The organism is Chromobacterium sp. IRSSSOUMB001 (assembly GCF_023507765.1).
GTDB lineage: Bacteria > Pseudomonadota > Gammaproteobacteria > Burkholderiales > Chromobacteriaceae > Chromobacterium > Chromobacterium haemolyticum.
Map to the genome: position 1 here is coordinate 76805 of NZ_JALCYU010000008.1, position 25072 is coordinate 101876.

At 61.6% G+C, this 25072-nt stretch carries 20 protein-coding genes; 11 read left to right on the top strand and 9 right to left on the bottom strand.

Going from position 1 to position 25072, the window contains the following annotated elements; translation table 11 throughout:
• Window positions 1–106 precede the first annotated feature (106 nt).
• The gene (locus MOV80_RS12440; protein ID WP_232060394.1) at window positions 107–1564 is read left to right on the top strand and encodes a PilZ domain-containing protein; all 1458 of its coding nucleotides are present in this window, start codon (window positions 107–109) and stop codon (window positions 1562–1564) included.
• Between the two features lie 80 nt (window positions 1565–1644).
• Here MOV80_RS12440 and MOV80_RS12445 read toward each other — a convergent pair whose 3' ends face one another.
• The 9 genes from MOV80_RS12445 to MOV80_RS12485 all read right to left on the bottom strand — a co-directional run bounded on the left by MOV80_RS12445 (window position 1645) and on the right by MOV80_RS12485 (window position 14612).
• Window positions 1645–2847, bottom strand: a complete 1203-nt coding sequence (locus tag MOV80_RS12445; RefSeq protein ID WP_019102934.1) for an acetyl-CoA C-acyltransferase — start codon at window positions 2845–2847, stop codon at window positions 1645–1647.
• Window positions 2848–3041: 194 nt separating this feature from the next.
• Window positions 3042–5417 (bottom strand): 3-hydroxyacyl-CoA dehydrogenase/enoyl-CoA hydratase family protein, encoded by a 2376-nt coding sequence (locus MOV80_RS12450; protein WP_019102935.1) that lies wholly within the window; start codon window positions 5415–5417, stop codon window positions 3042–3044.
• Window positions 5418–5892: 475 nt separating this feature from the next.
• Complete coding sequence (locus MOV80_RS12455) at window positions 5893–7347, bottom strand: OmpP1/FadL family transporter (protein ID WP_043590578.1); 1455 nt, start codon at window positions 7345–7347, stop codon at window positions 5893–5895.
• 190 nt (window positions 7348–7537) lie between these two features.
• Entirely contained in the window at window positions 7538–7915 is a 378-nt protein-coding gene (locus MOV80_RS12460) for a hotdog domain-containing protein (RefSeq protein WP_107732606.1), read from the bottom strand.
• Window positions 7916–8041: 126 nt separating this feature from the next.
• On the bottom strand, window positions 8042–10495 hold the full coding sequence (locus tag MOV80_RS12465; protein WP_118267789.1) for an acyl-CoA dehydrogenase: 2454 nt from the start codon (window positions 10493–10495) through the stop codon (window positions 8042–8044).
• Window positions 10496–10585: 90 nt separating this feature from the next.
• Complete coding sequence (locus tag MOV80_RS12470; protein WP_019102939.1) at window positions 10586–11233, bottom strand: TetR/AcrR family transcriptional regulator; 648 nt, start codon at window positions 11231–11233, stop codon at window positions 10586–10588.
• Window positions 11234–11436: 203 nt separating this feature from the next.
• Window positions 11437–12624: an O-succinylhomoserine sulfhydrylase gene (locus MOV80_RS12475; RefSeq protein WP_043590576.1), complete on the bottom strand. Its 1188-nt coding sequence runs from the start codon at window positions 12622–12624 to the stop codon at window positions 11437–11439.
• A 131-nt stretch (window positions 12625–12755) separates the two neighbouring features.
• Window positions 12756–13367: a M15 family metallopeptidase gene (locus MOV80_RS12480; RefSeq protein ID WP_249605147.1), complete on the bottom strand. Its 612-nt coding sequence runs from the start codon at window positions 13365–13367 to the stop codon at window positions 12756–12758.
• A 21-nt stretch (window positions 13368–13388) separates the two neighbouring features.
• The gene (locus tag MOV80_RS12485) at window positions 13389–14612 is read right to left on the bottom strand and encodes a D-amino acid dehydrogenase (RefSeq protein ID WP_249605148.1); all 1224 of its coding nucleotides are present in this window, start codon (window positions 14610–14612) and stop codon (window positions 13389–13391) included.
• Between the two features lie 133 nt (window positions 14613–14745).
• Here MOV80_RS12485 and MOV80_RS12490 point away from each other — a divergent pair, with 133 nt between their 5' ends.
• The 10 genes from MOV80_RS12490 (at window position 14746) to MOV80_RS12535 (ending at window position 24967) form a co-directional block, all read left to right on the top strand.
• Entirely contained in the window at window positions 14746–16326 is a 1581-nt protein-coding gene (locus MOV80_RS12490; protein ID WP_249605150.1) for an ABC transporter substrate-binding protein, read from the top strand.
• Window positions 16314–17264, top strand: coding sequence for a succinylglutamate desuccinylase/aspartoacylase family protein (locus MOV80_RS12495; RefSeq protein WP_249605151.1), 951 nt, complete (start codon window positions 16314–16316; stop codon window positions 17262–17264). Before MOV80_RS12490 ends, MOV80_RS12495 begins: the two co-directional genes overlap by 13 nt.
• A 214-nt stretch (window positions 17265–17478) precedes the next feature.
• Window positions 17479–17667 carry a DUF1843 domain-containing protein gene (locus MOV80_RS12500; RefSeq protein WP_191186795.1) on the top strand — a complete coding sequence of 63 codons (189 nt, stop codon included), beginning with the start codon at window positions 17479–17481 and terminating at the stop codon, window positions 17665–17667.
• Window positions 17668–17739: 72 nt separating this feature from the next.
• Window positions 17740–18360 carry a DUF1842 domain-containing protein gene (locus tag MOV80_RS12505; RefSeq protein WP_019104569.1) on the top strand — a complete coding sequence of 207 codons (621 nt, stop codon included), beginning with the start codon at window positions 17740–17742 and terminating at the stop codon, window positions 18358–18360.
• 39 nt (window positions 18361–18399) lie between these two features.
• Complete coding sequence (locus tag MOV80_RS12510; RefSeq protein ID WP_039756881.1) at window positions 18400–19002, top strand: DUF1842 domain-containing protein; 603 nt, start codon at window positions 18400–18402, stop codon at window positions 19000–19002.
• Between the two features lie 223 nt (window positions 19003–19225).
• On the top strand, window positions 19226–20692 hold the full coding sequence (locus MOV80_RS12515; RefSeq protein WP_043590567.1) for a GDL motif peptide-associated radical SAM/SPASM maturase: 1467 nt from the start codon (window positions 19226–19228) through the stop codon (window positions 20690–20692).
• A 219-nt stretch (window positions 20693–20911) separates the two neighbouring features.
• The gene (locus MOV80_RS12520; RefSeq protein ID WP_043590565.1) at window positions 20912–21913 is read left to right on the top strand and encodes a substrate-binding domain-containing protein; all 1002 of its coding nucleotides are present in this window, start codon (window positions 20912–20914) and stop codon (window positions 21911–21913) included.
• 206 nt (window positions 21914–22119) lie between these two features.
• On the top strand, window positions 22120–22647 hold the full coding sequence (gene gntK / locus MOV80_RS12525; protein WP_019104565.1) for a gluconokinase: 528 nt from the start codon (window positions 22120–22122) through the stop codon (window positions 22645–22647).
• A gap of 1 nt (window position 22648) precedes the next feature.
• Window positions 22649–23986 (top strand): gluconate transporter, encoded by a 1338-nt coding sequence (gene gntU / locus MOV80_RS12530; RefSeq protein ID WP_019104564.1) that lies wholly within the window; start codon window positions 22649–22651, stop codon window positions 23984–23986.
• 75 nt (window positions 23987–24061) lie between these two features.
• Window positions 24062–24967, top strand: a complete 906-nt coding sequence (locus MOV80_RS12535; RefSeq protein ID WP_019104563.1) for a GGDEF domain-containing protein — start codon at window positions 24062–24064, stop codon at window positions 24965–24967.
• The last annotated feature ends 105 nt before the right edge of the window (window positions 24968–25072 follow it).

Sequence of the window (25072 nt, forward strand, 5' to 3'; positions counted from 1 at the left end):
TAGCGATATGCCAATGAAAACATAATTTCCTATAAAGCCGGGCTAAATGTTTGACTTCAAATCACTTGTCAGTTCCCTACTGAACAAAAACACGACTGCCTCCGAAGTGGCGCAGTCCGCAACCCTATTAGTGCGCGACCTGCCTGAAGCCGAGTATTTCGGCGCCCTAGTGGAAATCATCAAAGCCGTCGCCAAAATCAATACCGACACCGAGATATCGCTGAAAGAGCGCGTCAAAACCTTGGTCTACGTCGACGACAAGGCCAACAATATCCACCGTCAGCTGTGCCAGGACTATTTACAGTCCAAAGGCGGCAGCAAAGGCTATCTTCCCACCATTCTGGCCTATTGGCACGAACTGTCCACCGCCTATCAAATCTGCCTGCGGCTGTATAAAAGCCACCCCAACGCGGTGCCGGAAGACGAAATCCGCATCGTCACCATCCGCGGCCTGCATCATCAGATGCGGCTGATCGCCTGGAATTCGCTGCGCTATCTGAAGCCGGAAGGCGCGGCGTGGCAAAACGGTTTCCGCTTTTTCAGCCAGGCGGAGGAAAGCGGCTTTTCCCGGCAGCCTATCAAGCTTTATCTGAACAGTCCGGATGAATTCAGCTGCGAGCAGTTGCTGATTCAGGCCGGAATGCTGTTCCTTGCGCAGACCGACAATATGCTGCACAAGGAAATCGTCGCGGTCGACCAATTGCTGATGATGCTGAGCCAGGGCATTCCGCTAGACAAGCAACCTCCGGTGGAAGAACCTATTTTCGTGTACAACCTGTCGATGCCCGAACCACCGCAGGCCATGCTGCGCGGCATGGCTGGCAAATGGCACCGCTATTGGTCCGCTTACGAAATCACCAGCCGGCTGGCGGATCTGATGTTTGACCTGGACAGACGCACCCCTCCCGCTCTGGAGGCCATGGACGGCAACCTGGAACGCGAGGAATGGGCCATTCTATGCGAAAAACTGGCCATTCGCTGGTCTACCGACGGCGGCAAGTCACTACGCAAGTCCGAACGTTCCCTTCACGCGTCCAACGCCCATGTCAGCATCGGCTTTGAACGCGTCGCCTATCAGGTCAAGGTTCAGGACGTGCCAACACAGGATACCGAGCGCGCAAGCGACTGGCGCATCAACGACATCAGCTCCACCGGCATGGGCCTCACCTTCATCGGCAAGGCGGTTGAGCAACTGGCCATCGGCCGCGTCATCCTGGTCAAAGCGGACAACCACCCTCAACTGCTGGGTGTGATCCGCCGCATCCTGCGCCAGAGCAACGGCACCAAGGTAGGCATAGAAATCCTGGGACAAAATCCCGTCGGCGTATCGCTGCTGGATCCGGAGCACTCGGACTCTCCGCCCTCCACCGCCATCTACATCACCCAGCCCAACTCCCGCAAAGGCCAACGCTACTTTCTGATGCCCAAGGCGCTAACGCAGCCGGACAAGCAACTGGTGCTGGCGGCGCAAGGCAAGTCCTACCAGATCCGCCTCAAAGCCCCGCAGCACGAATACGAAGACTGCAGCCACAGCGACTTCGACACCCTGTCCAAAGTGGATTAAGCCTCGCCCGCCGCCCGACGGCACTCAATAAAAAACCGGCTTGCGATTGCAAGCCGGTTTTTTAAGCGGGTAAATCCTGCTTACAGCACTTCAATGATCCCGGCGGCGCCCATGCCGGTGCCGATGCACATGGTCACCATGCCATAGCCCTTCTGGCCGGCGTCGCGCATGCCATGCACCAAGGTGGCGGTGCGGATAGCGCCGGTGGCGCCCAGCGGATGGCCCAGTGCGATGGCGCCACCGTGCGGATTCACCTTGGAAGTATCCAGCTCCAGGTCACGGATCACCGCCAAAGCCTGAGCCGCAAACGCCTCGTTCAGTTCAATCCACTTCAGATCGTCCTGCTTCAAACCGGCCTGGTTCAAAGCGGCGGGAATCGCCTCTTTCGGGCCAATGCCCATGATTTCCGGCGGCACACCCTTGACCGCGAAAGTGACATAGCGACCCAGCGGCGTCAGCTTGAACTCCTTGAGCACGCGCTCGGACACCAGAATCACCGCGCCGGCGCCGTCGGACATCTGCGAAGAGTTGCCGGCGGTGACCGAGCCCTTGGCGTCGAACACTGTCTTCAGCTTGGCAAGGCCCTCCAGCGTGGTCTCGCGACGCGGACCTTCGTCGGTGTCCAGAACTCGGGTTTTAACGGCCACTTCGCCGGTTTCCAGGTTGGGCGTGCGATACGTCGCCTCCAGCGGAGTAATCTCGCTCTTGAACTTACCACCGTCAATCGCGGCCAGCGCGCGACGGTGCGACTCCACAGCGAACGCGTCCTGATCTTCACGCGACACGCCCCACTGCTGCGCCACTTTCTCGGCGGTCAGACCCATACCGTAAGCAATGCCGTAGTTTTCGTCCTTGGCGAAGATTTCCGGGTTCAACGACACCTTGTTGCCCATCATCGGCACCAGAGACATCGACTCGGCTCCCGCGGCGATCACCACGTCGGCCTCGCCCAAGCGGATGCGGTCGGCGGCCATCTGCACGGCGTTGATGCCGGACGAGCAGTAACGGTTAATCGTAATACCGCCCACGGTATTGGGCAGACCGGCCAACAGCACGCCGATACGCGCCATGTTCAGACCCTGCTCCGCTTCCGGGAAGGCGCAACCCACCACGCAGTCGGAAATCAGTTTCGGGTCCAGATTCGGCACTTGGGCCAGCGCGCCGGTAATCACGTGCGCCAGCATATCGTCCGGGCGCACATGACGCATCATGCCGCGCGGAGCCTTGCCCACCGGCGTGCGGGTGGCGGCGACGATGTAAGCTTCTTGTACTTGTTTGCTCATTTTCGATTCTCCTGTCGGTCGCCTGATCGGCTTTGCGGCGATCAAGCGGCCTTTCATCTGGCTATTGACCGCGCTTGCGGGAGGATTCGTCGCGAGCGGGCCGAGATCGAAGCGAGAAGCGCAGCCGTACATGGGGTACGGCGAGCATCACAGCATTCGATATCGGCTCGCGCAGCAGAATCGTCCCCAAGCACTTAGTTGCGCAGCGGCTTGCCGGTGGTCAACATATTGGCGATGCGGTCCTGGGTCTTGGAGTTTTTCAGCAAGGTCATGAAGGCCTTGCGCTCCAGGTCCAGAATCCATTGCTCGTTGACCAGAGTGCCCGCCTCGACATCGCCGCCGGTCATCACGTCAGCGATCAGGCCGGCGATGAAGAAGTCATGCTTGGAAATGAAGTTGCCTTCCAGCATATTCACCAACTGGCCCTTGACCGACGCAGCGCCGCTGCGGCCGGCCACCGGGAAGCCCTTGACCTTGAGCGGCGGGCGATAGCCAGCTTCGGCCAGCGCGATCGCCTGCTGCTTGGCCACGTGCAACAGCTCGTAGGCGTTGAACACCACTGGGTCGCCGTTGCGGAAAAAGCCGATTTCCTGCGCCTCGAAGCCGCTGGTGGCCACTTTGGCGGTGGCGATGGCCATGAAGTAATCCTTCAATGCGGCCAACACATCGCCACGCGCTTCTTGCGCGGCACGCAGAGCGAACTCCTTGCAGCCGCCGCCGCCCGGCAGCAGGCCGACGCCGACTTCCACCAGACCAACGTAGGACTCCAGCGCCGCCACGGTCTTGTCGCAGTGCATCGCGAACTCGCAACCGCCGCCAAACACATAGCCCTGGGTAGCGGCCACCGTCGGCACCTGGCAGTAGCGCAGGCGCATCGAGGTTTCCTGGAAGCGGCGCACCGTAGCGTCGATCGCGTCCCAATCGCCCATCATGAAAGCCGGCATCATAGACTGCAGGTCGGCGCCGACGGAGAACGGCTCCTCGGTCTGCCAGATCACCAGGCCCTTGAAGCGGTCTTCGGCGATGTCGATGGCTTTATTCAGGCCTTCGATCACAGCCGGGCCGATGGCATGCGCCTTGGATTTGAACGACACCACCAGGACCTCGTCGCCGGTGGTGAAGGCGCGCACGCCCTCGTTCTCGAACACGGTCTCACCCAGCGGAGCCGACACCTCGCCCAGCACCTTGGCCGGCGCCAGTTGACGCTGGTACACGTCCAGCGCGGAGCGGCCCACCAGCGTGTTGCCGGCAGGGTCGAAGGAACCTTCGGCGAAATGCACGCCGGCGCGGTCTCCCTGCAATACCCAGGCCGGCAGCGCGGCGGCGCTCAGCGCCTTGCCGGCTTTCACGTCCTCGTCCAGCCACTTGGCCACTTGCTGCCAGCCGGCGGCCTGCCAGGTCTCGAACGGGCCCACGCTCCAGCCGAAGCCCCAGCGGATGGCGAAGTCAACGTCGCGCGCGCAGTTGGCGATATCGGCCAGATGATGGGAGATGTAATGGAACACATCGCGGAAACATGCCCACAGGAATTGCGCCTGCGGATGGCTGCTCTCGCGCAGTTTCTGGAATTTTTCCGCCGGGTTGGCGATCTTCAAGATTTCCTTGACCGCGTCGTCGCCCTTCTCGCCGGAGCCAACGTATTCGCCCTTGGCCGGGTCCAGCACCAGCATGCGCTTGCCGTCTTTTTTATAGATGCCGGCCTTGGTCTTGGCGCCCAGCGCGCCGGCGGCGATCAGCTTCTGCATCCATTCCGGAGTCTGGAACAGACCGTGCCACGGATCTTGCGGCAGGGTGTCCTGCATGGTTTTAACCACGTGGGCGAAGGTGTCCAGGCCCACCACGTCGGCGGTGCGGAAAGTGGCCGACTTGGGACGGCCCAGGCGCGGACCGGTCAGATCGTCCACCACGTCGAAGCGAATGCCGAACTTGTCGGCGTTGGCGATGGTGGCCAGCATCGAGAATACGCCGATGCGGTTGGCGACGAAGTTGGGAGTATCCTTGGCGCGCACCACACCCTTGCCCAGGCTGGACACCAGGAAGCGCTCCAGATTATCCAGAATGTGCGCGTCCGAGGTCAGGCAGGGGATGATTTCCACCAGGTGCATATAGCGCGGCGGATTGAAGAAGTGCACGCCGCAGAAACGCGGACGCACATTGTCCGGGCAGCTTTGCGCCAGCGTGTTGATCGACAAGCCGGAAGTATTGGTGGCGAAAATGGTGTGCTCGCCCAGGTGCGGTGCCACTTTGTGGTACAGGTCCGCCTTCCAGTCCATGCGTTCAGCGATGGCTTCGATCACCAGGTCGCAATCCTTCAAGAGGTGCAGGTGGTCGTCGTAGTTGGCCGGCTGAATGTGGTTGACGGCATCCTTGTTGGCCAAGGGGGCCGGCTTCTGCTTTTTCAAGCCTTCCAGCGCCTTGAGCACGATGCCGTTCTTGTCGCCTTCCTTGGCCGGCAGATCGAACAGGATGGTCGGAACTTTGGCATTCACCAGATGAGCGGCGATTTGAGCCCCCATCACGCCAGCGCCTAGCACGGCTACCTTGCGTACGTTGAACTTGGTTTGAGACATGGTTTCCTCGTTTTGTTGAAACACAACATGAGACAGGCCCCTCTCGCCTGCTCAGCCTGCTTCAAGGACGGGCGTTGTTCGTCCTTGCGCTGAGTCGGCGGCGCGCCGCCGCTGCAGCCGGCACAACTGACCGGCCGGGAAGTGATTATGATAAAGCCCGGCCCGCCCGGAACCCTGGCGGCGAAGGAATCACCCTATCGCCGATGGATATCCGTCAATCTACTGAAAAACCACGCCGGCAGCCACTATGGCGGCGGCTCAAGCGCAGCTGGAAAAAGCCTGTATTGAAAAATATCAAACACTCGCTTTTCTCCCAAATAAGTCTAACCCAATTTGGGCAAAAAAACAGGGGGTGCATGGAAAAATAGAGGGAGAAAACAAGCGGAAAGCTCGACGCGCCGCAAACGCAAAAACCGGGCGAGCGCCACCGCGCCCGCCCGACCGGAAATCCGCGCGCCCTGCGGCGCCGATTCAATTAAAACCGATAGTTGTACTGCAGACCGATCAACTGCAGATAGGTCTTGTAGCTACCCCTCACCGTGCCGCCGTTGCCGGTGCAGGCGCCGTTGTTACCAGAAGGGCTGCATGCATCAGTGTAGTTCACATTGGCATTTGCAAAGTTGATAAAGCTATAGGCGACGTCGACCGAGCTTTGCTTGTTGATCTTGTAGTTGGCGCCCAGCGACAACCACAGACGATCGCTATCCGGGATAGCAGGATGACGATCATTATCGGACTTCAACGGCGACTGCTCCCAAGCCACGCCGCCACGGAACAGCCAGGCATCGTTGTACAGGTAGTTGGCACCTAGGGACACGCGCCAGGTGTCACGCCAGTTCTGATGAATTGTGATATCTCCCTGAGATACGCCATTCACCGTACCCTGCTTAATAACGATATCCTTCATTTGCGAATTGGCCACCCAGGTCACATCGCCCATCACCGCCCACTTCGGATTCAACTGGTGGAAGAAGTTAGCCGACGCGGTCTCCGGAGTCGTAACATCCACAGTTGCACTTGTATCAGGGTGCTTTTTTGAGCTCAAATAAGCCTGAAGATTGGGAATGCCGAGCCCAGCTAAGTTACCCTTCACATTAGAAAAATCCCAATCCGCCGTTCCTTCTAGCTTCTGCTTGATCGCTGAGCGATAAGCAAGGCCGAATCGGGTATTCTCATCCAGAGTAAACATATAACCGATGTTCCAGCCAAAGCCCCAGTCGTCACCGGAGATTCGAGCAGTCCCATCCCCAGACACGCCCAAGGCATTAAGCTGCCCCTGCACCAATGCACCACCAACGACATTGGGATTCATTCCATTCGCGCCAGCCAACAACTGACCAATTCCTGTACGCACATCCGCAGCCTGCTGCAAAGTCGCGTCAAGGTACTGAGCCGAAATACCAAAACCAAATGCATGGCGGTCATCCAACTTGAATGACATGCTTGGATTAATATTGAAGGACTTGAGATCTACGTTCTGCAAGGCATAACGCCCCGCCCAGCCACTGTCATAATCTAACTTGGCACCATACGGAACAAAGACACCCACACCTAAATTAATCTTTTCGTTTAGCTTGTGCGATAGATAAAAGTTAGGTGCAACTACCACCGAAGGCGCAAAAGAGCCCCCATTACCACCTCCGGTGGGTTGATTGGCAAAATTGGTAGAGCCATTGTCGGTATATTCGGAATGCGGCACCACAAAGGTAAGACCGCCGGCAAACTGCGTGCCCTCCAGCCGGGACAGGCCGGCCGGGTTGCTGAAAATGGTGGAAGGATCGTTGGCCTCGGCGCCGTTGGCGTGCGCGGTGCCCTGGCCGGACACGCTCTGCGAACCAAACTGATAACCCGAGGCCACGGCCTGGGTGGACATTAGACCGAATGTTGCGCCCATGACCATCACGGACAGGCTGAGGTGCTTGAGTTTCATGTTCTCCCTCTCTCTTTGGCTTTGCTATATATAAGTGTTCTTAGGTATTAGACGACCAATAACAAGCACTGGTCATATTTGATGCTACCAGAGAATTAGAGCAATTCCACAAGGTTTTGGAGTGTTTGTTCCAAACAAACGTTTAATGAGACATTTCTGCAACAAGCACGCAAAAAAGCATTGAAATAGGCTAAATATCGCCCAAAAGACGCGATTTTCCATCGCAACCCACCGCCACATAGGTGGCGACCACCTCAGTGATCGCCTCATGCGAGCCGTCGATGCGCTCCGCTTCCACGGTGATTTTCAGGGTGATGGATTTCTGGCCGATTCGCAGCCGTTCCACATAAAGGTCCACCACGTCGCCCAACAGGATGGGCGCGGCGAATTGGAAAGTATTGACAGCCACCGTGGTCACCGGGCCGCGCGACAAACGCTCGGCGTCCAGACTGCCGGCCATGTCGATCTGATTCATCAACCAACCGGCCTGGACTCGGCCGTAAGCGTTGGTGCTGGTTGGCAGCGCGCGCACGCGCAACGTGGGAATCCGGACTTCAGGGCGGTCCATGCTCACTCCTTTGTTCTTGTTCGTCGCTCGGCTTTGGCGACTTTCGTCATTTCACGCCAGCGGCCGTCATCACAGCCGCTGGCGTGAAATGCCGGGACGAATCCCGGCAAATCTTACCCCTTATGCTCAGAAGATCAAGCGTTGCAGCAGCTTGTCGTCATGTTGCTCCAGCATCTTGTCGAAGTCGTCCACCATGATCACGTCGCGTTTGAGCTTGCGCGCGCGGCTGACGGCATCGAACTCGGCCTGGGTAAGCAAACCGGCCGCCAAGGCTTCCGCCAGGCGCTCTCGCGCGGTAACGGAAACAAACTTGCCGTCGCGCGCCAGTTTGCGCAGCTTTTGCTCCAGCGGCTCGGTGGCCAGTACCGCTTCCAGCGCGTGGGCCAGCACGCCCACGGCGTCGCCCTCTTCTTTCGGCAGATACATGCCGCGCGTCAGCCGTTCGCGCGTTGCGCCCGGCTCCATCATCGCGCGCGCCACTTGGGTGCCGACGCGATCGGACGCCGGCTTGAGCGTCAGGCCCCACGGGAAGATCAGCTTGCGCAGCACCGCCGCCAGCATGCGGCTGGGCAGATTGGCCAGGAAGCCGTCCATCGCCTGCTGCACGTCGTACAAGGCGTTTTCCACCGACCACTGCAGCACCGCCAGGTCTTCCTTGGGCGCGCCGTCGCGCTCGAAGCGCTTCAGGCAGGCGGAGGCGATGTAGAGGCCGGACAGCATGTCGCCCAGACGCGCGGACAGTTTCTCGCGGAATTTCAGGCTGCCGCCCAGGCTGAACATCGCCATATCGGACAGCAAGGCGAAAGCGCTGGAGAAACGAGTCAACCGACGATAGTAAACCCCCACCTCGCCGCCGCGCGGCGCGCCGGCGAAACGGGCGCCGCTCAGGCCCAGCCACAGAGAGCGGACCACATTGCTGATCACAAAGTTGATGTGACCGGTGATGGCGGCGTCGAACTCCTTCCCGTCATTGGCCATCGCCGCCTTCATCTCGCGCAGCACGAAGGGATGGCAGCGGATCGCGCCCTGGCCGTAAATGATCATCGAACGGGTCAGGATGTTGGCGCCTTCCACGGTGATGCCGATTGGAATCGCCTGATAGGCGCGCGCCAGGTAGTTGCGCGGCCCCAGCACCACGGCCTTGCCGCCATGGATGTCCATCGCGTCGTTGATGGCTTTGCGCATGCGCTCGGTGTTGTGGTACTTGAGGATGGCCGACAGCACCGACGGCTTCTCGCCGGTATCGAGGCCGGTCAGCGCCAAGTCCTGAGAGGCTTCCATCTGATAGGTGTAGCCGCCGATGCGCGCCATCGCCTCGTCCACGCCCTCGAACTTGCCGATGGGCAGGCCGAACTGGTCGCGGATGCGCGCGTAAGCGCCCGTGACGAAGGTGCTCATCTTGCCAGAAGCCACCGACATCGCCGGCAGGGAGATGCAACGACCCACCGACAAGCATTCAACCAGCATGCGCCAACCCTGGCCGGCGAACTCGCGGCCGCCGATGATCCAGTCCAGCGGAATGAACACGTCCTTGCCCCAGGTCGGACCATTCATGAAGGCCGCGCCGCCGGGGAAATGGCGCCGGCCGATGGCCACGCCTTCGTGCTCGGTGGGGACCAGCGCGCAAGTGATGCCCAGGTCTTCCTTATCGCCCAGCAGATGCTCCGGATCGTACATCTTGAACGCCAGGCCCAGGATGGTGGCCACCGGGGCCAAGGTGATCCAGCGCTTTTCCCAGCTGACGCGCAGGCCGAGCACATCGTCAAAACGTTCGCCGGTGCGCGGATGGGTGTAGCTGCCGCGGCAGACGATGCCGTAGTCGGGAATGCTGCCGGCGTCCGAACCCGCATAAGGGCTGGTCAGCGCGAAGCACGGGATTTCCAGGCCCTTGGCCAGGCGCGGCAGGTAATAGTCCTTCTGCTCCTCGGTGCCGTAGTGCTGCAGCAATTCGCCCGGGCCCAGGGAGTTGGGCACCATCACCGATACCGCGGCGGTGCCGCCGCGGGTGGCGATCTTGGTGACCACCTTGGCGTGGGCGTAATTGGAGAACTCCAGACCGCCGTACCGCTTCTTGACGATCATGCCCAGGAAGCCGTTGTCCTTGATGAACTGCCACACTTCCGGCGGCAGATCCTTCAGCTCGTGGGTGATCTTCCAGTCGTCGATCATCGCGCACAGCTGTTCGGTGGGGCCATCGATGAAGGCCTGCTCTTCCGGCGTCAGCTTGGGATCGGGAAAGGACAGCAGACGATTCCAGTCCGGCTTGCCGGAGAACAGGTCGCGATCCCACCATACCGTGCCGGCGTTGATGGCTTCCTGCTCGGTCTGGGACATTGCCGGCGTGATTTTCTTGAACACGCCGAACACCGGGCCGGTGAACACGGCGCGGCGCAGCGGCGGAAGATTGAGAACGGCGGCGACCACCGCGAAAACAGCCCAGGCTGCCGGCGGCAGAGGGCAATGGAAGACGAACTGGAGCGCGGCTAGCCAGGCGGCCAGCCCCACGGTCCAGGCCAGAACAGGCGCGCGGAAATACGCCAGCGCGCCCAGCAGCACGACCAGAACAACGGCAGATATCATTTTGTTTTACCCTCGTGTTGACCCTTCCATTCCGGCGGCAACAGCAAGGGACGCGGCCGCGATCGGCACGTCCTGCCCTGCGCTCCGGAATCAGCCTTCCATGGGCGCGACCAGGCCAGCCATGACAAAGGGCACGAGGTATTTGACGATCATGTCCGGATCCCGCGCGCTGACGATCTGACTGCGAGTAAAGATCTTCAGCACGTCGTTGCCGGCGAAGGCATTGAACATGACGCTGAACGCAAGATGCATTCTCCAGGCCAACTGCTCCGTGTCCAGCAAGGGCAAGGCGCGCTGAAACGCGCGACTGTAACGCTGGACGAACACGCTGTACTGCTGGGAGATGGTTTCACGCAACAGACGATGGTTTTCCACCAAGGTGCGCGACAACAAGCGCACGAACATCGCCCCGCCGCGCGACGGGTCCTTGGACAGCGACAGGCAAGGCCGTATGAACGACAGCACCAAGCCTTCCACCGACAGTTTCTCCTCCGAGGCCTCCGCCTCCAGCTTATCCAGTTCCGCCAGGCAGTCCGCTATCAACGGGGCCAGCCTGCGCATGAACACGGACTCGAACAACGCATCCTTGGAGCCGAAGTGATAATTCACCGCGGCCAGGTTTACCTCGGCTTGCTGGGTAATCATGCGCAGCGAGGTCGCTTCGAAACCGTGCTCCACAAACAAGCGTTCTGCAACGTCCAGAATGCGGGTGGCGGTATCGGGGCGGCTTGCTTCCATGTTTTCCAGTGCCTTTTTTGTATTTGCTGGTTTTATGGTCTTGCTCATTTCAGCTTTCGAACAAGCGTTTCAAACTTACGTTTTAATTTGATGAATGTCAAGACATGTCTCGACAGCGCTCGGGCCAAACTCAACAGGGCGGCAACAAAAGCGGCAGTCCGTATTTTAGACTGCCGTTTGAATGAAACACATGTTGAAAGCGTTTAGTCAAGGCCGCGTGCCAAATCTCGCTTCAGGTCTTCGACATGCTCCAGGCCCACGGCTACCCGCAACAGGCCTTCCACGATCCCGGCCTTGGCTCTGGCCTCCGGCGTGATGCGGGCATGCGTCGTGGACGCCGGATGGGTGATGGTGGATTTGACGTCGCCCAGATTGGCGGTACGGGAAATCAACTGCACCCGGTCAACCACTCGCCAAGCCTCCTCCCTGCCGCCCTTGACCACGAAGGACACCACCGCGCCGCCGCCGCTTTGCTGGCGAAGCGCCAGTTCGTGTTGCGGATGACTGGCCAGCCCCGGATAGAACACCCGCTCCACCGCCGGCTGGGTTTCCAGCCAGCGCGCCAACTCCAGCGCGCTGGCGCTGTGCTTTTCCATCCGCAAATGCAGGGTTTCCATGCCGGAGAGCAGCGTCCAGGCATTAAACGGGGCCAGCGTGGGGCCGGCGGTACGCACATGCAGATAAATCTGTTCGATCAACGCATCGCTGCCCACTACCGCACCGCCCATCACCCGGCCATGCCCGTCGAGATATTTGGTGGCGGAATGCATCACCAGATCCGCCCCCAGTTTCAACGGCTGCTGCAAGGCCGGAGAACAGAAGCTGTTGTCCACCACCAGCAAGGCGTCGCGCTGATGCGCAATCTGGGCGATGGCGGCGATGTCGGCGATTTCCGTTAAAGGATTGGACGGCGTTTCCAGAAACAACAAACGGGTATTGGGCCGCGCGGCGTCGCGCCAGGCTTGCAGGTTTGTGGCGTCGACAAAGGTGGTTTCCACGCCAAACTTGGCCAGCAGGCCGGCGAACAGATTGGTGGTGGAGCCAAACAGGCTTTGCGAAGACAAGATGTGGTCGCCGGCCTTGAGCAGGCTCATCATGATGGCCTGGATAGCCGCCATGCCAGTGGCGGTGGCGATGGCGCGCTCGCCCCCCTCCATCAGCGCCAAGCGCTGCTGAAAGGCGGCGACAGTGGGATTGGTGAAGCGGGAGTAGGTATAGCCGTCCAGCTCGCCCAGAAACATGGCCGCGGCCTGTTCCGCCGAATCGTAGGTGAAGCTGGAAGTCAGATGCAGGCTTTGGCTATGTTCGCGATATTCGCTGATTTCGCGACCGCCGCGGATTGCCAGTGTTTCCGGGTGCCAACAGGCTTGTTCGGTATTGTCGGATGCCATTGAAGAGTCTCTACGGGTGCTTCAAAGATAAAGCCAGCGCCCATATTGCCTGAAAACCCACCGTTTGCTAAATGCCTGCCGGGCATAAAGCCGCCGGCCCGGCGGCATTAGGCAGGCCAGCATCCACTTAATTATTCGATCAACAGCATATGAGCGCGTACCCAATCCCGATCCGCCGCCTCGAAGTGCCACCACTCGGTGGCGATGCCGCTGAAGCCGGCTTGGCTCATGCAATGGCGCAACAGCAAGCGATTGGCCAATTGCGCCTCGCTCAGCCTCCCCGTCCGCCGCAACTCCGGCTCGCGCTGCGGCTGCGCCAGCTCGGTGAAGTCGTCAAAGCCGGTGCCCATGTTCAGTTCGCGCCCGCCGTCATCCTCCACGCTTAGGTCCACAGCCATGCCGAAGCTGTGAATCGAGCCGCGCGCGGGGTCGGCGACGTAGATGCGTTGCGGCGTGTCCTTGACGATGTCCCACAACACTCGCTGCACCCTACCCGGCCTCAGCGCGTCGAAAACCCGCAATTGGAAACCCGGCCGTTGCCTGCGCAACTCGCGCGCGGCCATGGCCAGGCGCTCGGCGGCGCGGCGATGCAACAGCGCCGGCGCCGCGTCGCCGTAAAGATTCCGTCCCACAAAATTATTGGGGCAGGCATAGCGCAGGTCCAGTCTTACCCCGTCGATATCCGCAATCGACAGGTACTCCGGATGCGCCGCCAACTCCTCCATGGCGATGACCGCTTTCATTCTCTTCGCACTCCCCTTCATTCATCCCCCAGCCATCTCCCGCGCCAGCCGCTCGGCGCTGCCCAGGGCCAAGGTAAAGCCCAAGGCGCCGTGTCCGAGATTCAGCCAGAGATTAGCCGGCCCGCCAGGCGCGCGCCCTATCATGGGCACCCCGTCCGGCGTGGCCGGCCTCAAGCCGGCCCATTCCGTAGCCTGTTCCAAACAGCCCGCTCGCGGCCAATCGCGCTTCACTTGCCGGCGCAAGCCAGCCACGCGCCGCGGATCCGGGCTTTCGTCGTAGCCAACCAGATCCGCCGCCGCCGCAACCCGCAGGCGCCCGTCTATCGGCGCGTACAAGGTCTTGCGCTCGAAGTCTGTGACGCTTAGAACCGGCAAACACTCTCCCGCGGGCATGTCCAGGCTGTAACCCTTCAGCGGATAGAGCGGCAGCCGCAGGCCCAGCTTGCGCGCCAACGCCGCGCCGCCGACGCCGGCGGCCAGCACCAGATGCAGGCAGGGCAAGACCTCATCGGACAGCAAGACTTGCCGCACTCGCCCCTGAGCCATTTCGAAACCGCTAACTTCCCGACCAAAGCGGAACTCGACATCCAGGCCTTCCTCAAGCATCCGCCGCTGCATGGCCAGGCAGAACAGCCGACAATCCGCCACTTCCTCGTCAGGGGTATGCACGCCGCCGGCTATCGGCCCGCTTAGTCCGGCCAAGGCCGGCTCCAAATCATGGCAAGCATCCGTATCCAGCAGTTGCTGGCACGCACCCAGCTCGCTCATCGCCGCCACGCCTTGACGCGCATGCTCCAGCGCCGCCGCGCCGCGGTACAGTACCAGCTTGCCGTTGCGCCGCCAGGCAAAGTCGCCCAACCCCTCCTCGCGCAGCCCTTCAAGCAACACGCGGCTTTCTTGCGCCAAACGCCACAACTGAGCACTACCGGCGCTATTGGCTTTACGGTTGCAAGCGCGATAAAAGCGCCACAACCACTGCCATTGGGCCGCGTCCCAACGTAGACGCAAACGCATCGGCGCATCCGCGCTCAACAACCAGGCCAGCGCCTTGGCCGGCACGCCCGCATCGGCCAGCGGCGCGACATAGCTATAGCTTAGCTGACCGCCGTTGGCGTGGCTGGCGCCGGCCGCCGCCTCGCCGCGCCGCTCCAACACCGTGACCGGCCAGCCCGCCCGCGCCAGCCGCCATGCGCTGCACAGGCCAACTACGCCGGCGCCCACGACAAGCACTCTCGATCCCCCCATCACCGTCCCCTCGCAAAGTCCGTCGAAACCGCGAAGCCGGCCCGCGCCGGGAACCAATTGCCAAGGTCTTGGACCGACAGCGGTAGATGACGGACAATTCGCATGCCGCGAACAAGAATTCAGGATAGCGTAAATGACAAAATCGATCCTCTCCCTTTCCCTGTTGCTGGCCGGCGCTTTGCCTGCCGCCGCGCTGGCGGCCAAGCCGCTGGTCTTTTGCGCGGAAGCCTCGCCGGAAGGCTTCGACCCCGCGATGTGGGACACCGCCTCCACTTACAACATCGTCAAGCCCGTCTTCCAGGGGCTGACCGAATTCAAGCGCGGCGGCGTGGCGCTGCGCCCAGGGCTGGCGGAAAGCTGGAGCGTGTCGGCGGACGGGCAGGAATACACCTTCAAACTGCGCCGCGGCGTCAAATTCCATCACACAGAGTATTTCAAGCCCAGCCGCGACTTCTCCGCCGACGACGTGGTTTTCACCGTCAACCGTTGGATCCGGCCGGACCTGCCGTTCAATCAGGCGTTCAAGACCCCGCTGACCGGCCCGGACGGCTACGGCCTGGTCAAGCTGATAGCCTCGGTACAAAAGCTGGATCCTCACACCGTCAAGATCCGGCTGAAGGAGCGCAACGCCACCTTCCTGACGTTCTTCGCGATGGGCTTCGCCGGCATGCAGTCGGCTGAATACGCCCAGCAGCTGCTACAGGCCGGCAAGCCCGCGCAGATCAACCTGCTGCCCATCGGCACCGGCCCCTACCGCTTCAAGAGCTACGCCAAGGATTCGACCGTGCGCTATGAGGCCAATCCTCAATACTGGGGCGCGCCGCAAAAAACCCGCAGCCTGATCTTCGCCATCGTCACTGACCCGCAAGTACGCATCCAGAAGCTAAAGGCGGGAGAATGCCAAGTGGCCGCGGCGGTGCGCGAGTCCGATCTGGACACCTTGAACACCGACAAGAACATCAAGATCGCCGCCACCGGCGCCAGCAATATTTCCTACCTGGCCTACAATCTGAAACGACCGCAGTTCGCCAAACGCGAAGTGCGCGTGGCGCTGGACATCGCCATCAACCGCGATGCCCTGTTCAAGGCGATGTTCCCCAAGGGCGGCGCCACTCAGGCGGTCAACCCCTATCCGCCGTCCACCTGGAGCTGGAACCCCAAAACCCGTAATGAATACAACCCGGCCAAGGCCAAGGCGCTGCTGGCCCAAGCCGGCTACCCCAACGGCTTCACCCTGGATTTATGGGCGCTGCCGGTGCAGCGGCCCACCAATCCCAACGGCAAACTGATGGCGCAGATGATCCAGCAGGACTGGGCCAAGATAGGCGTCAAGGCCAATATTCGGTCCTACGAATGGGGCGAGTACCTGAAACGCGCCGCCGCCGGCGAACACGATGTCTATATGTCGGGCCTGACCAGCAACTCCGGCGATCCGGACGACTTCCTCTGGAACGCCCTGTCCTGCAGCGTCAGCAAGGGCGGTCAGCGCTTCTGCAATCAGGAGTTCGATAAGCTTCTGCTGCTCGGCCGGCAGGCCACCGAGCAGAAGCAACGCACTCAGTATTATTTGAAAGCCCAGGAAATTTTCAAATACGAACGCCCCTGGATCACCATGGCCCATTCGCGCATTTACATTCCAATGCGCAACAATGTGCAGGGTTTCGTGATGAATCCCAATGGCTCTTTTGACTTCGAGGACGTATGGCTCAAATAAACCCGGCCTGGCCCACCCATTTCGCCAGCCACCGTTACCAGAGTTTGCGGGCCGGCCCGCGCCTGATCGTCACCGGCGCCGTGCACGGCAACGAGGTTTGCGGCGCGCTGGCCATCCGTCGCGTGATGGCCGAACTGGAACAAGGCGCGCTGGCGCTCCGCGCCGGCCGGCTGACCCTGGTTCCGGTGGTCAATCTGCTGGCTTTCCAGCTAGGTCAGCGCGGCGGCGAGCGCAACCTGAACCGCAATCTCTCGCCCAGCAACGCGCCGGACGATTTCGAAGATCACGTCGCCAACTGGCTGTGCCCCTTGCTGTCGGAACATGAGGTTTTGCTGGACCTGCATTCCTTCCAGTCCCGCGGCCAGCCTTTCGTCTTCCTCGGCCCGCGCGACAACGCCGGCGAGCTCGAACCCTTCGCCCTGGCCGCGCGGGAAGAGGCTCTGGCGCAGCGGCTGAGCGTGGCCCGCGCAGTGGACGGCTGGCTGTCCACTTACGCCCTGGGCGTGAGCCGCCGCGGCAAGACGGCCGGCGGCGATGCCCGCTACGGCGTGGGCACCACCGAATACATGCGCCAACAAGGCGGCTGGGCGCTAACGCTGGAATGCGGCCAACACGACGACCCCGCCGCGCCGGATGTCGCCTACCAAGCCATTGTCAATACGCTGGCCCATCTGGGCATGGTGGACGCGCCGCCCCCCACGCCGGCTCCTCTGGAAGCGCTGAGCCTGTATGAAGTGGTGGACAAACTTGACGATGGCGACCGTTTCGCCCGCGACTGGACCAGCTTCGATCCGGTGAGCAGAGGCGAACTCATAGGCTGGCGCGCCGACGGCAGCCCGGTGACGGCCATAGACGACGGTCGCATCGTCTTCCCCAACCCTCAATCGCCAAGCGGCCAGGAGTGGTTCTATCTGGCTCGCCCCTCCAATCGGTTTTAAGCCTCTCTTCCTTGCTCCGGGCTGCGTTAGCGCGGCTCGGTACTTCCACTTAAGTATTTGTTCTTCATAAAAACTGACCTTAAGTCCAGTTTGTCTCCGCCCCCAACTGCTACACCGATAAACACTGCCAAGCATTGTCCGGCAGCCCTTTGCGGGCGGCCCGCTCTCTTCCGTCCGTCATCTCGTTAATCAGCGCTAAGGAACAGGTCGACTCATGAGCCATCTTCCCTCGCACCAAACCCTGCCTTACGGCGTCGCCATCCACCAAGCGATTGCGGAAGGCAATCTGGCGCAGATGAAAACTCTGCTGGAACAAGGCGAACAGCACTTGCGCCAATACGGCGATCTGCACGCCGCCGTCGATCAGTTGAAGCAGGAAATCTCCCGCCTGGAACGACGCTAAGAACACTCTCGCGATCCAGCGAGCCCGCTCGGCTCGCCAGGCAGGAACATCACCTAACTCTCCGGAGGTTTTATGTCAGACACCGCGCAAACCGATATCGGCTTGTTTCCCGTCAGCTACCTCATCGGCACCGGCAAGGACGGCGCGCAACGGCTTACGCTGAACCTGCTGGTCGCGCCGCCGCGCAGCGCCGTCACCGGCGACGCCCACATCACCCAGGCCACCAATCCGCCGCTGGACGTTCACTCCCACGTTCACGGCGACTACACCTACCTGACGGTGATGCCGCCCAGCGAAGGCCGCATCTTGATTACCGCCCAAGGCCACGGCGGCAACACGATCAACTTCAAACTGCACTTGGTTCTGAGCCAGGACTGGAAACAGGGCGTGGCCAATTACAGCTATCTGAACGGTTCCGCGTGGGTGGAAGTGGAAAACGCGCCGGCCAAGCTCAACCCGGAACTGAAATCGCGCTATTTCCCGTTGCCGCTGGAACCCGGACCGGTGATTCTTCCCAACCCGCCCATCAATGCGCTGTACGGCGTGCCGATTCAAAGCGCCATCGCCAGCGGCGACCTGGCCCACATGAAAACGCTGGCCTCCTACGCCCGCCAGCAATTGGACGCTCAGCCGCAACTGCGCAAGGAACTGGACGCGCTGAAATCGGAAATCGCCAAGCTGGAACGCAAATAGGCTAGCGCCGTCTCTCCCCCATCCGCCAAGGAGTGCTCCATGTCAGCAACAGGATTGTTCCATACCCGTTACATCGTTTCCGCCCCGGTGCTGGGCGCACCGGTCCTGACCCTGGACCTGCTGGTCAACACGCCGCAGAAAAAGGTCAGCGGCCACGCCAGCATTTTCCAAAGCGTCAGCCCGCCGCTGCAATTCCAGGCCAATGTCTGGGGCCATTACAGCCAAGCAAAACTGGACCCGTCCGCCGAGCACCACATCGTGCTGTCGCTGGACGGCAGCCCCAGTTCGCCCAATAGCCAGATCGCCGAAACCTTCCACCTGCAAGGCATCCTCGATCAGGACTGGCAGGACGGCCACGCCAGCTACCGCTTCTTCTACCAGAACGCTTGGCATACCGTGGCGCACGCCATCGTGACCGAGGCCCCGGTCGTGCATCCGGAGCCGCGCTCAGGCAGCAAGCCCTACCCCCACCCCATTCCGCTATACGCCGCCGCGCTGCAACAATCACGCGCCAGCGACAATCTGGCGCAGATGAAGTCGCTGGCCGGCCAGGCGGAGGAGCAACTGAAGCAGCACGACAATATCGAAGCCGCGCTGAAACAGCTGCATGCGGAAATCGCCCGCCTAGAAGGCCGGCATTGAACGGCGACGCAAGCTAAGAGCATGTTTTTGATCTCGCGAGCCAAGGTGAGGCAAGGCGAAAACGGCGGAGCAAGCGGCGTGTACACACGGTACATGAGCATTTTGAAGTTGCACTTGCCAAGCCACGTTTCACCATGCGTAGCAGATCGTAAACAGGTTCTAAGCAGTTCAAAGTCCAGGGGCGTCCAGCGGACGCTCCTCGCCCCCTTCCAAGGACCCGCTCATGCTCGATGACCGCCCCGCCGTCCGTCCCGCCCGTTATCTGGACGACGAAGACTTCAAGCGTTACGTCCCGGTGCACGTGGTTTGGGAAATCACGCTGGCCTGCGACCTGAAATGCCTGCACTGCGGCTCCCGCGCCGGCCACCGCCGCCCCAACGAGCTATCCACCGCCGAATGCCTGGAGGTCATAAACGCGCTGGCGGCGCTGGGCACGCGCGAGATCACCCTGATCGGCGGCGAAGCCTATCTGCGCAAGGACTGGACCCAATTGATCCGCGCCATCCGAGGCCACGGGATGTATTGCGCGATTCAGACCGGCGGCCGAAATCTGAACCCGGCCCGCCTGCAACAGGCGATAGACGCCGGCCTCAACGGCGTCGGCGTATCGCTGGACGGCCTTGCGCCCTTGCACGACAAGGTACGCAATGTGCCGGGCGCTTTCGACAAGGCGGTGGACGCCTTGCGCCGCGCCAAGGCGGCCGGCCTCGCCGTCAGCGTCAATACCCAGATCGGCGCGGCCACCATGCCGGACTTGCCGGCGCTGATGGACCAGATCATCGAACTGGGCGCCACCCACTGGCAGATCCAGTTGACGGTGGCGATGGGCAATGCGGTGGACAATGACGAGCTGCTACTGCAACCCTACCAACTGCTGGAACTGATGCCCTTGCTGGCGCGCCTTTACCGCGAAGGCGTGGAGCGCGGCCTGCTGATGAATGTGGGCAACAATATCGGATACTACGGCCCGTACGAGCGCCTGTGGCGCGGATTTGGCGACGAGCGGGTTCACTGGAGCGGCTGCGCCGCCGGCCAGACCGTGCTGGCGCTGGAGGCGGACGGCACCGTCAAGGGCTGTCCATCGCTGGCCACCGTCGGCTTTTCCGGCGGAAATGTTCGCGATATGAGCCTGGACGACATCTGGCACCACAGCGAGGGCATCCACTTTGGCCGCCTGCGCTCGGTGGAGGATCTGTGGGGCTATTGCCGCGGCTGCTACTACAACGACATCTGCCGAGGCGGGTGCACCTGGACCTCTCACTCCCTGCTGGGCAAGCCCGGCAACAACCCCTACTGTCATTACCGCGCGCTGGAGCTGGAAAAACAGGGCCTGCGCGAGCGCATCGTCAAGCTGCAGGACGCCGCGCCCGCCTCCTTCGCCGTTGGGCGATTCGACTTGATCACCGAAGACATCGCCAGCGGCCAGGAGGTCAGCCGAATCAGCCGCAGCGGCCAAGTCATCGCGCTGACTTGGAAAAACAAGGGCAAAACCGCGCCGCGCGAAGGCAAGCCGCCGGCCAAGCTGGCGCTGTGCCGGCAATGCCAGCAATACATCCATCCCGACGAAACCTGTTGCCCACACTGCTCGGCGGACATCGCCGCCGCCGACCGCGACTACCAGCAAGAGCAGGCAAAACGTCAGCAGGTGATCAACAATCTGCGTCGCTTATTGGGCTTGCCGGCCGATTAAACCCCGCGTCGCCGGCGCCGAAACGCGGTTTTATGCCAAAAAACTTGGCTCTACGGTCACGGTCATCCACTAGCCATAGCTCATTTGACGGAAATCGGTCTACAATCGCGGCTTGCCTGACTCACCACGCCGCCATGGGAGCCGATGTCCGCATGACCTGTTTCGCGCCGTTCGCCCTATCTCTGGAAGCCGCCGCTTCCGCCTCGCCGGACCCGTGCCATGAGCGATAAGCCAAGGCGCCCGTCGCTGCAGGACATCGCAGACCGGGTAGGCACTTCCAAAATGACGGTCAGCCGTTACTTACGCAACGCCAGCCTGGTATCGGACGCCACCGGCCAGCGCATCTCCGGCGCGATGGAGCAATTGGGTTATATCCCAAACCGGGTGCCGGACCTGCTGGCCCGCGCCAAGAGCCGCGCCATCGGCGTATTGTTGCCGTCGATGTCCAATCAAGTGTTCTCCAACCTGGTTCACGGCGTCGAATCCGTCACCCGCGAAGCCGGCTACCATACGCTGTACGGTCATTACTGCTACGACGTCGAACAGGAAACCCGGCAAGTGGAGCAGTTGCTGTCCTTCCAGGTGGATGGGCTGATTCTGTGTGAAACCCTCCACTCGGAGCGCACCTTGCGCATGCTGCAAGTGGCGGCGATTCCGGTGGTGGAGGTGATGGAACTGCCGTCCCAGCCCATTGACCTGGCTGTGGGCCTGGACCATCAGGCCGCCGCCGAAGACATGACCCGAGCCATGATCGCTCGCGGCAAGCGACGCATCGCCTACCTGGCCGCCCGCCTCGACCGCCGCACCCGACTGCGCGCCGCCGGCTATCGGACGGCAATGGAACAAGCCGGACTGGTTCCGCTGGAGATACAGACCGAGCAACACTCCAGCTTTCAGCTAGGCGGCGAGATGTTGCGCCAAGCCATGGCCGCCGCGCCGGACCTGGACGGCGTGTTCTGCACCAACGACGACATCGCCGCCGGCGCCTTGCTGGAAGCCCAGGCCATGGGCATGGCCGTGCCGCAGCGTATCGCCGTCGCCGGCTTCAACGCCTTGGATATCGGCTCCGCCTTGCATCCGCGGCTGGCCAGCGTGGTCACGCCGCGCGAAGCGATTGGCCGGCTGGCGGCGCAACGCTTGCTAGGCCGCATTCACGGCCAGCGTTACGCTGACCCCGTTGTTGACCTGGGTTACACCCTGAGCCTGGGCGGCAGCGTCTAGGCCGGGTGCCGGAATACGACACTCGCCCCTCAAGAAAACCTTTATTTATCAAGACAAAAACTCCAAAGCGCCGCAGCCGAGTCAAGGCCGGCGCTCAAAACGCTTGCCTGCGCGCAGCAAAGCCGACATATTGTTATCGGCATAATGTTACCGGTAACAAATACGATCTGCCTTAAAACAATTCAACAACTCATTGGAGTGGCTTCATGAATTCCACACCACATCAGGTTTACGTGCTGATGGGCGTTTCCGGCTGCGGCAAATCCGCGCTCGCCGCGCAACTGTCCCAGCGCCTGACATGCGCTGTGCTGGACGGCGACTTCCTGCATCCTCGCGCCAATATCGACAAAATGGCCGCAGGAACGCCGCTGGATGACGCCGATCGCCACCCCTGGCTCAGCGCGCTCAGCGACGCCGCCTACGCCATGCAACGCAGCAACGCGCTGTCCATCATCGTGTGCTCCGCGCTGAAACGGCGTTACCGCGACCAGCTGCGCGCCGGCAACCCGCAGTTGTCCTTCCTCTATTTGAAAGGCGATTTCGAGCTGATCCTGCAACGTCTGCAAGCCAGGCAAGGCCATTTTCAAAAAGCCGACATGCTGGCCTCTCAATTTGCCGCTCTGGAGGAGCCTGGGCCAGACGAAACCGATGTCCACACTCTGGACATCCGCCCCGAGCTGAACAGCGTCGTCGCCGGCGCGCTGCGCCTGATCCAGTCCCGCCAGGAGCGCTGACATGTCCATTGCAACCCTAGTATTGACCGCGCTGGGCTCGGTCGCCCTGCTGTTGTTGCTGGTGATGAAGGCTCGTTTGCATGCGTTCATCGCGCTGATGCTCGTCTCAATCGGGGCCGGCGTGGCCTCAGGCATGCCGGTGGAAAAAATCGCCGACACCATGCAAAAAGGCATGGCAGGAACCCTAGGCTTCCTCGCCGTGGTGGTGGCTCTGGGAGCGATGTTCGGCAAGATACTGCATGAAACCGGAGCGCTCGATCAGATCGCCGGCCGGCTCTTGAGCCGCTTTGGCGAACGGCGCGCGCACTACGCACTGGGCGTGGCCGGACTGGTCTGCGCACTGCCGCTGTTCTTCGACGTCGCCATCGTGCTGCTCATCGGCGTGGTGTTCGCAGTGGCCCGCCGCACCGGCGGCAATGTGGTCAAGCTGGCTGTGCCGCTATTCGCCGGCGTGGCAGCCTCGGCGGCCTTCCTGCTACCCGGCCCCACCCCCATGCTGCTGGCCTCGCAGATGCAGGCCGACTTCGGCTGGATGATCGTCATCGGGCTGGCCGCGGCGATTCCCGGCATGTTGCTGGCCGGCCCGCTGTTCGGCAGCTTCATCAGCCGGCACGTCAGCCTGGCCCTGCCGGACGACATCAGCGAGCCGACGCTGGAGCGCGACCGCATGCCCTCCTTCGCCTTCAGCCTGACGTTGGTGCTATTTCCGCTAGTCATGGTGGCCTGCAAAACCCTGGGCAGCCATCTGGCGACGCCGGGCTCGGCCGTCTTCCATTGGCTGCAGTTCATCGGCCATCCGTTCAGCGCCATCCTGGCCGCCTGCCTGATCGCCATCTATGGCCTGGCTGTTCGTCGCGGCATGGACGCGGAACAGGTCATGCGCATCTGCAACGCCGCGTTGCAACCGGCCGGCATCATTCTGCTGGTGACCGGCGCCGGCGGGGTATTTAAACAGGTATTGGTGGATTCCGGTGTGGGGCCGGCGCTGGGCAACGCGCTGATCGGCGCCGGCCTGCCCATCGCCGTCGCCTGCTTCGCGCTGGCGGCCGCGGTCAGAATCATTCAAGGATCCGCCACTGTCGCCTGCCTGACCACGGTGGGACTGGTGCTGCCGGCCATCGAGACCATGGGCTTGTCCAGCGCCCAGCTGGCCGCGCTGTCCATCTGTATCGCCGGGGGCTCCATCGTACTCAGCCACGTCAACGACTCCGGCTTCTGGCTATTCGGTAAATTCACCGGCGCCAACGAGGCTCAGACCCTGAAAACCTGGTCGCTGATGGAGACGATTCTGGGCACTACCGGCGCGCTGGTGGGCATGGCGGCCTTCGCCATGTTGTGACGCATAGCGTGCGCCTTGGCAAGCACGGCAAGCGGGTACGATACTCACTGAAACACGCTCGAGTAGCCCACCTTCATGACGGACGCCCTCTGCATCAAACTGCTTGCCATGCTGGACGACAGCGCGGCCCTGGTCGCGCTGTTCGACCAATACGACATGCTGCGCTACGCCAACACCGCCTTCCGCCAAAGCTTCTTCCTGACCCAGGAGGAATGCCTGAGCTGGGCGGAACTGATGCGACGAAACTACCTGCAGAAACAAGGCTCGCGGATAGAAACCGACGATATCGAAACCTGGTTGCGCTCCGCCTGTTCGCGCCGCGGCAAGCTGCCTTATCGCGCTTTCGAGGCTGATTTATGCGACGGCCGATGGATGTGGATGACGGAAACGATGAGCGCGGACGGCTGGATGCTGTGCCAAGCCAGCGACATCACCGAGCTGCGGGCCGACAAACGCGAGCTGCGCCAAGCCCGCGATGTGGCCTTGCGCGCCGCACAAACCGACCCAATGACCGGAATCAGCAACCGCACCCATTTGATGCAGTTGCTCCAACTGTTGCTGCAGCAAAGGCGTGAGCACTCCGCGCCGGTCTGCCTCGCCATCCTCGACCTGGACCACTTCAAACGCATCAACGACCTGGAGGGCCATCCAGCCGGCGATCAGGTGATCTGCGGCTTCGTCCAGACCGTGCGCGCTCAGCTACGGCAAAGAGACGGCTTTGGGCGTTTGGGCGGCGAGGAATTCATGCTCTTGCTGCCGCAAACCTCGCTGCTTGAGGCGGAACAATGCTGTGAGCGGATTCTCGCCGCCGCACGGCGGGACCGTCCGCTGGCGGCCAAGCCGGAACTGGGCTACACCTGCTCGATCGGGCTGACTGAACTGCGGCCAGACGACGACATCGCCAGTTGCTACGCGCGCGCCGACGAAGCGCTTTACCACGCCAAGGGCAGTGGACGCGATTGTTTAAGCAGTAGCCGCTAAGCGCTTGTTTACGATCTGCTACGCGTCGGCGATACGGCGTTGAAAACGTCTTCAAAATGCCCATGCAGCGTATGTACACTCTGCTTTTTAAGCCGTTTTGGCCTT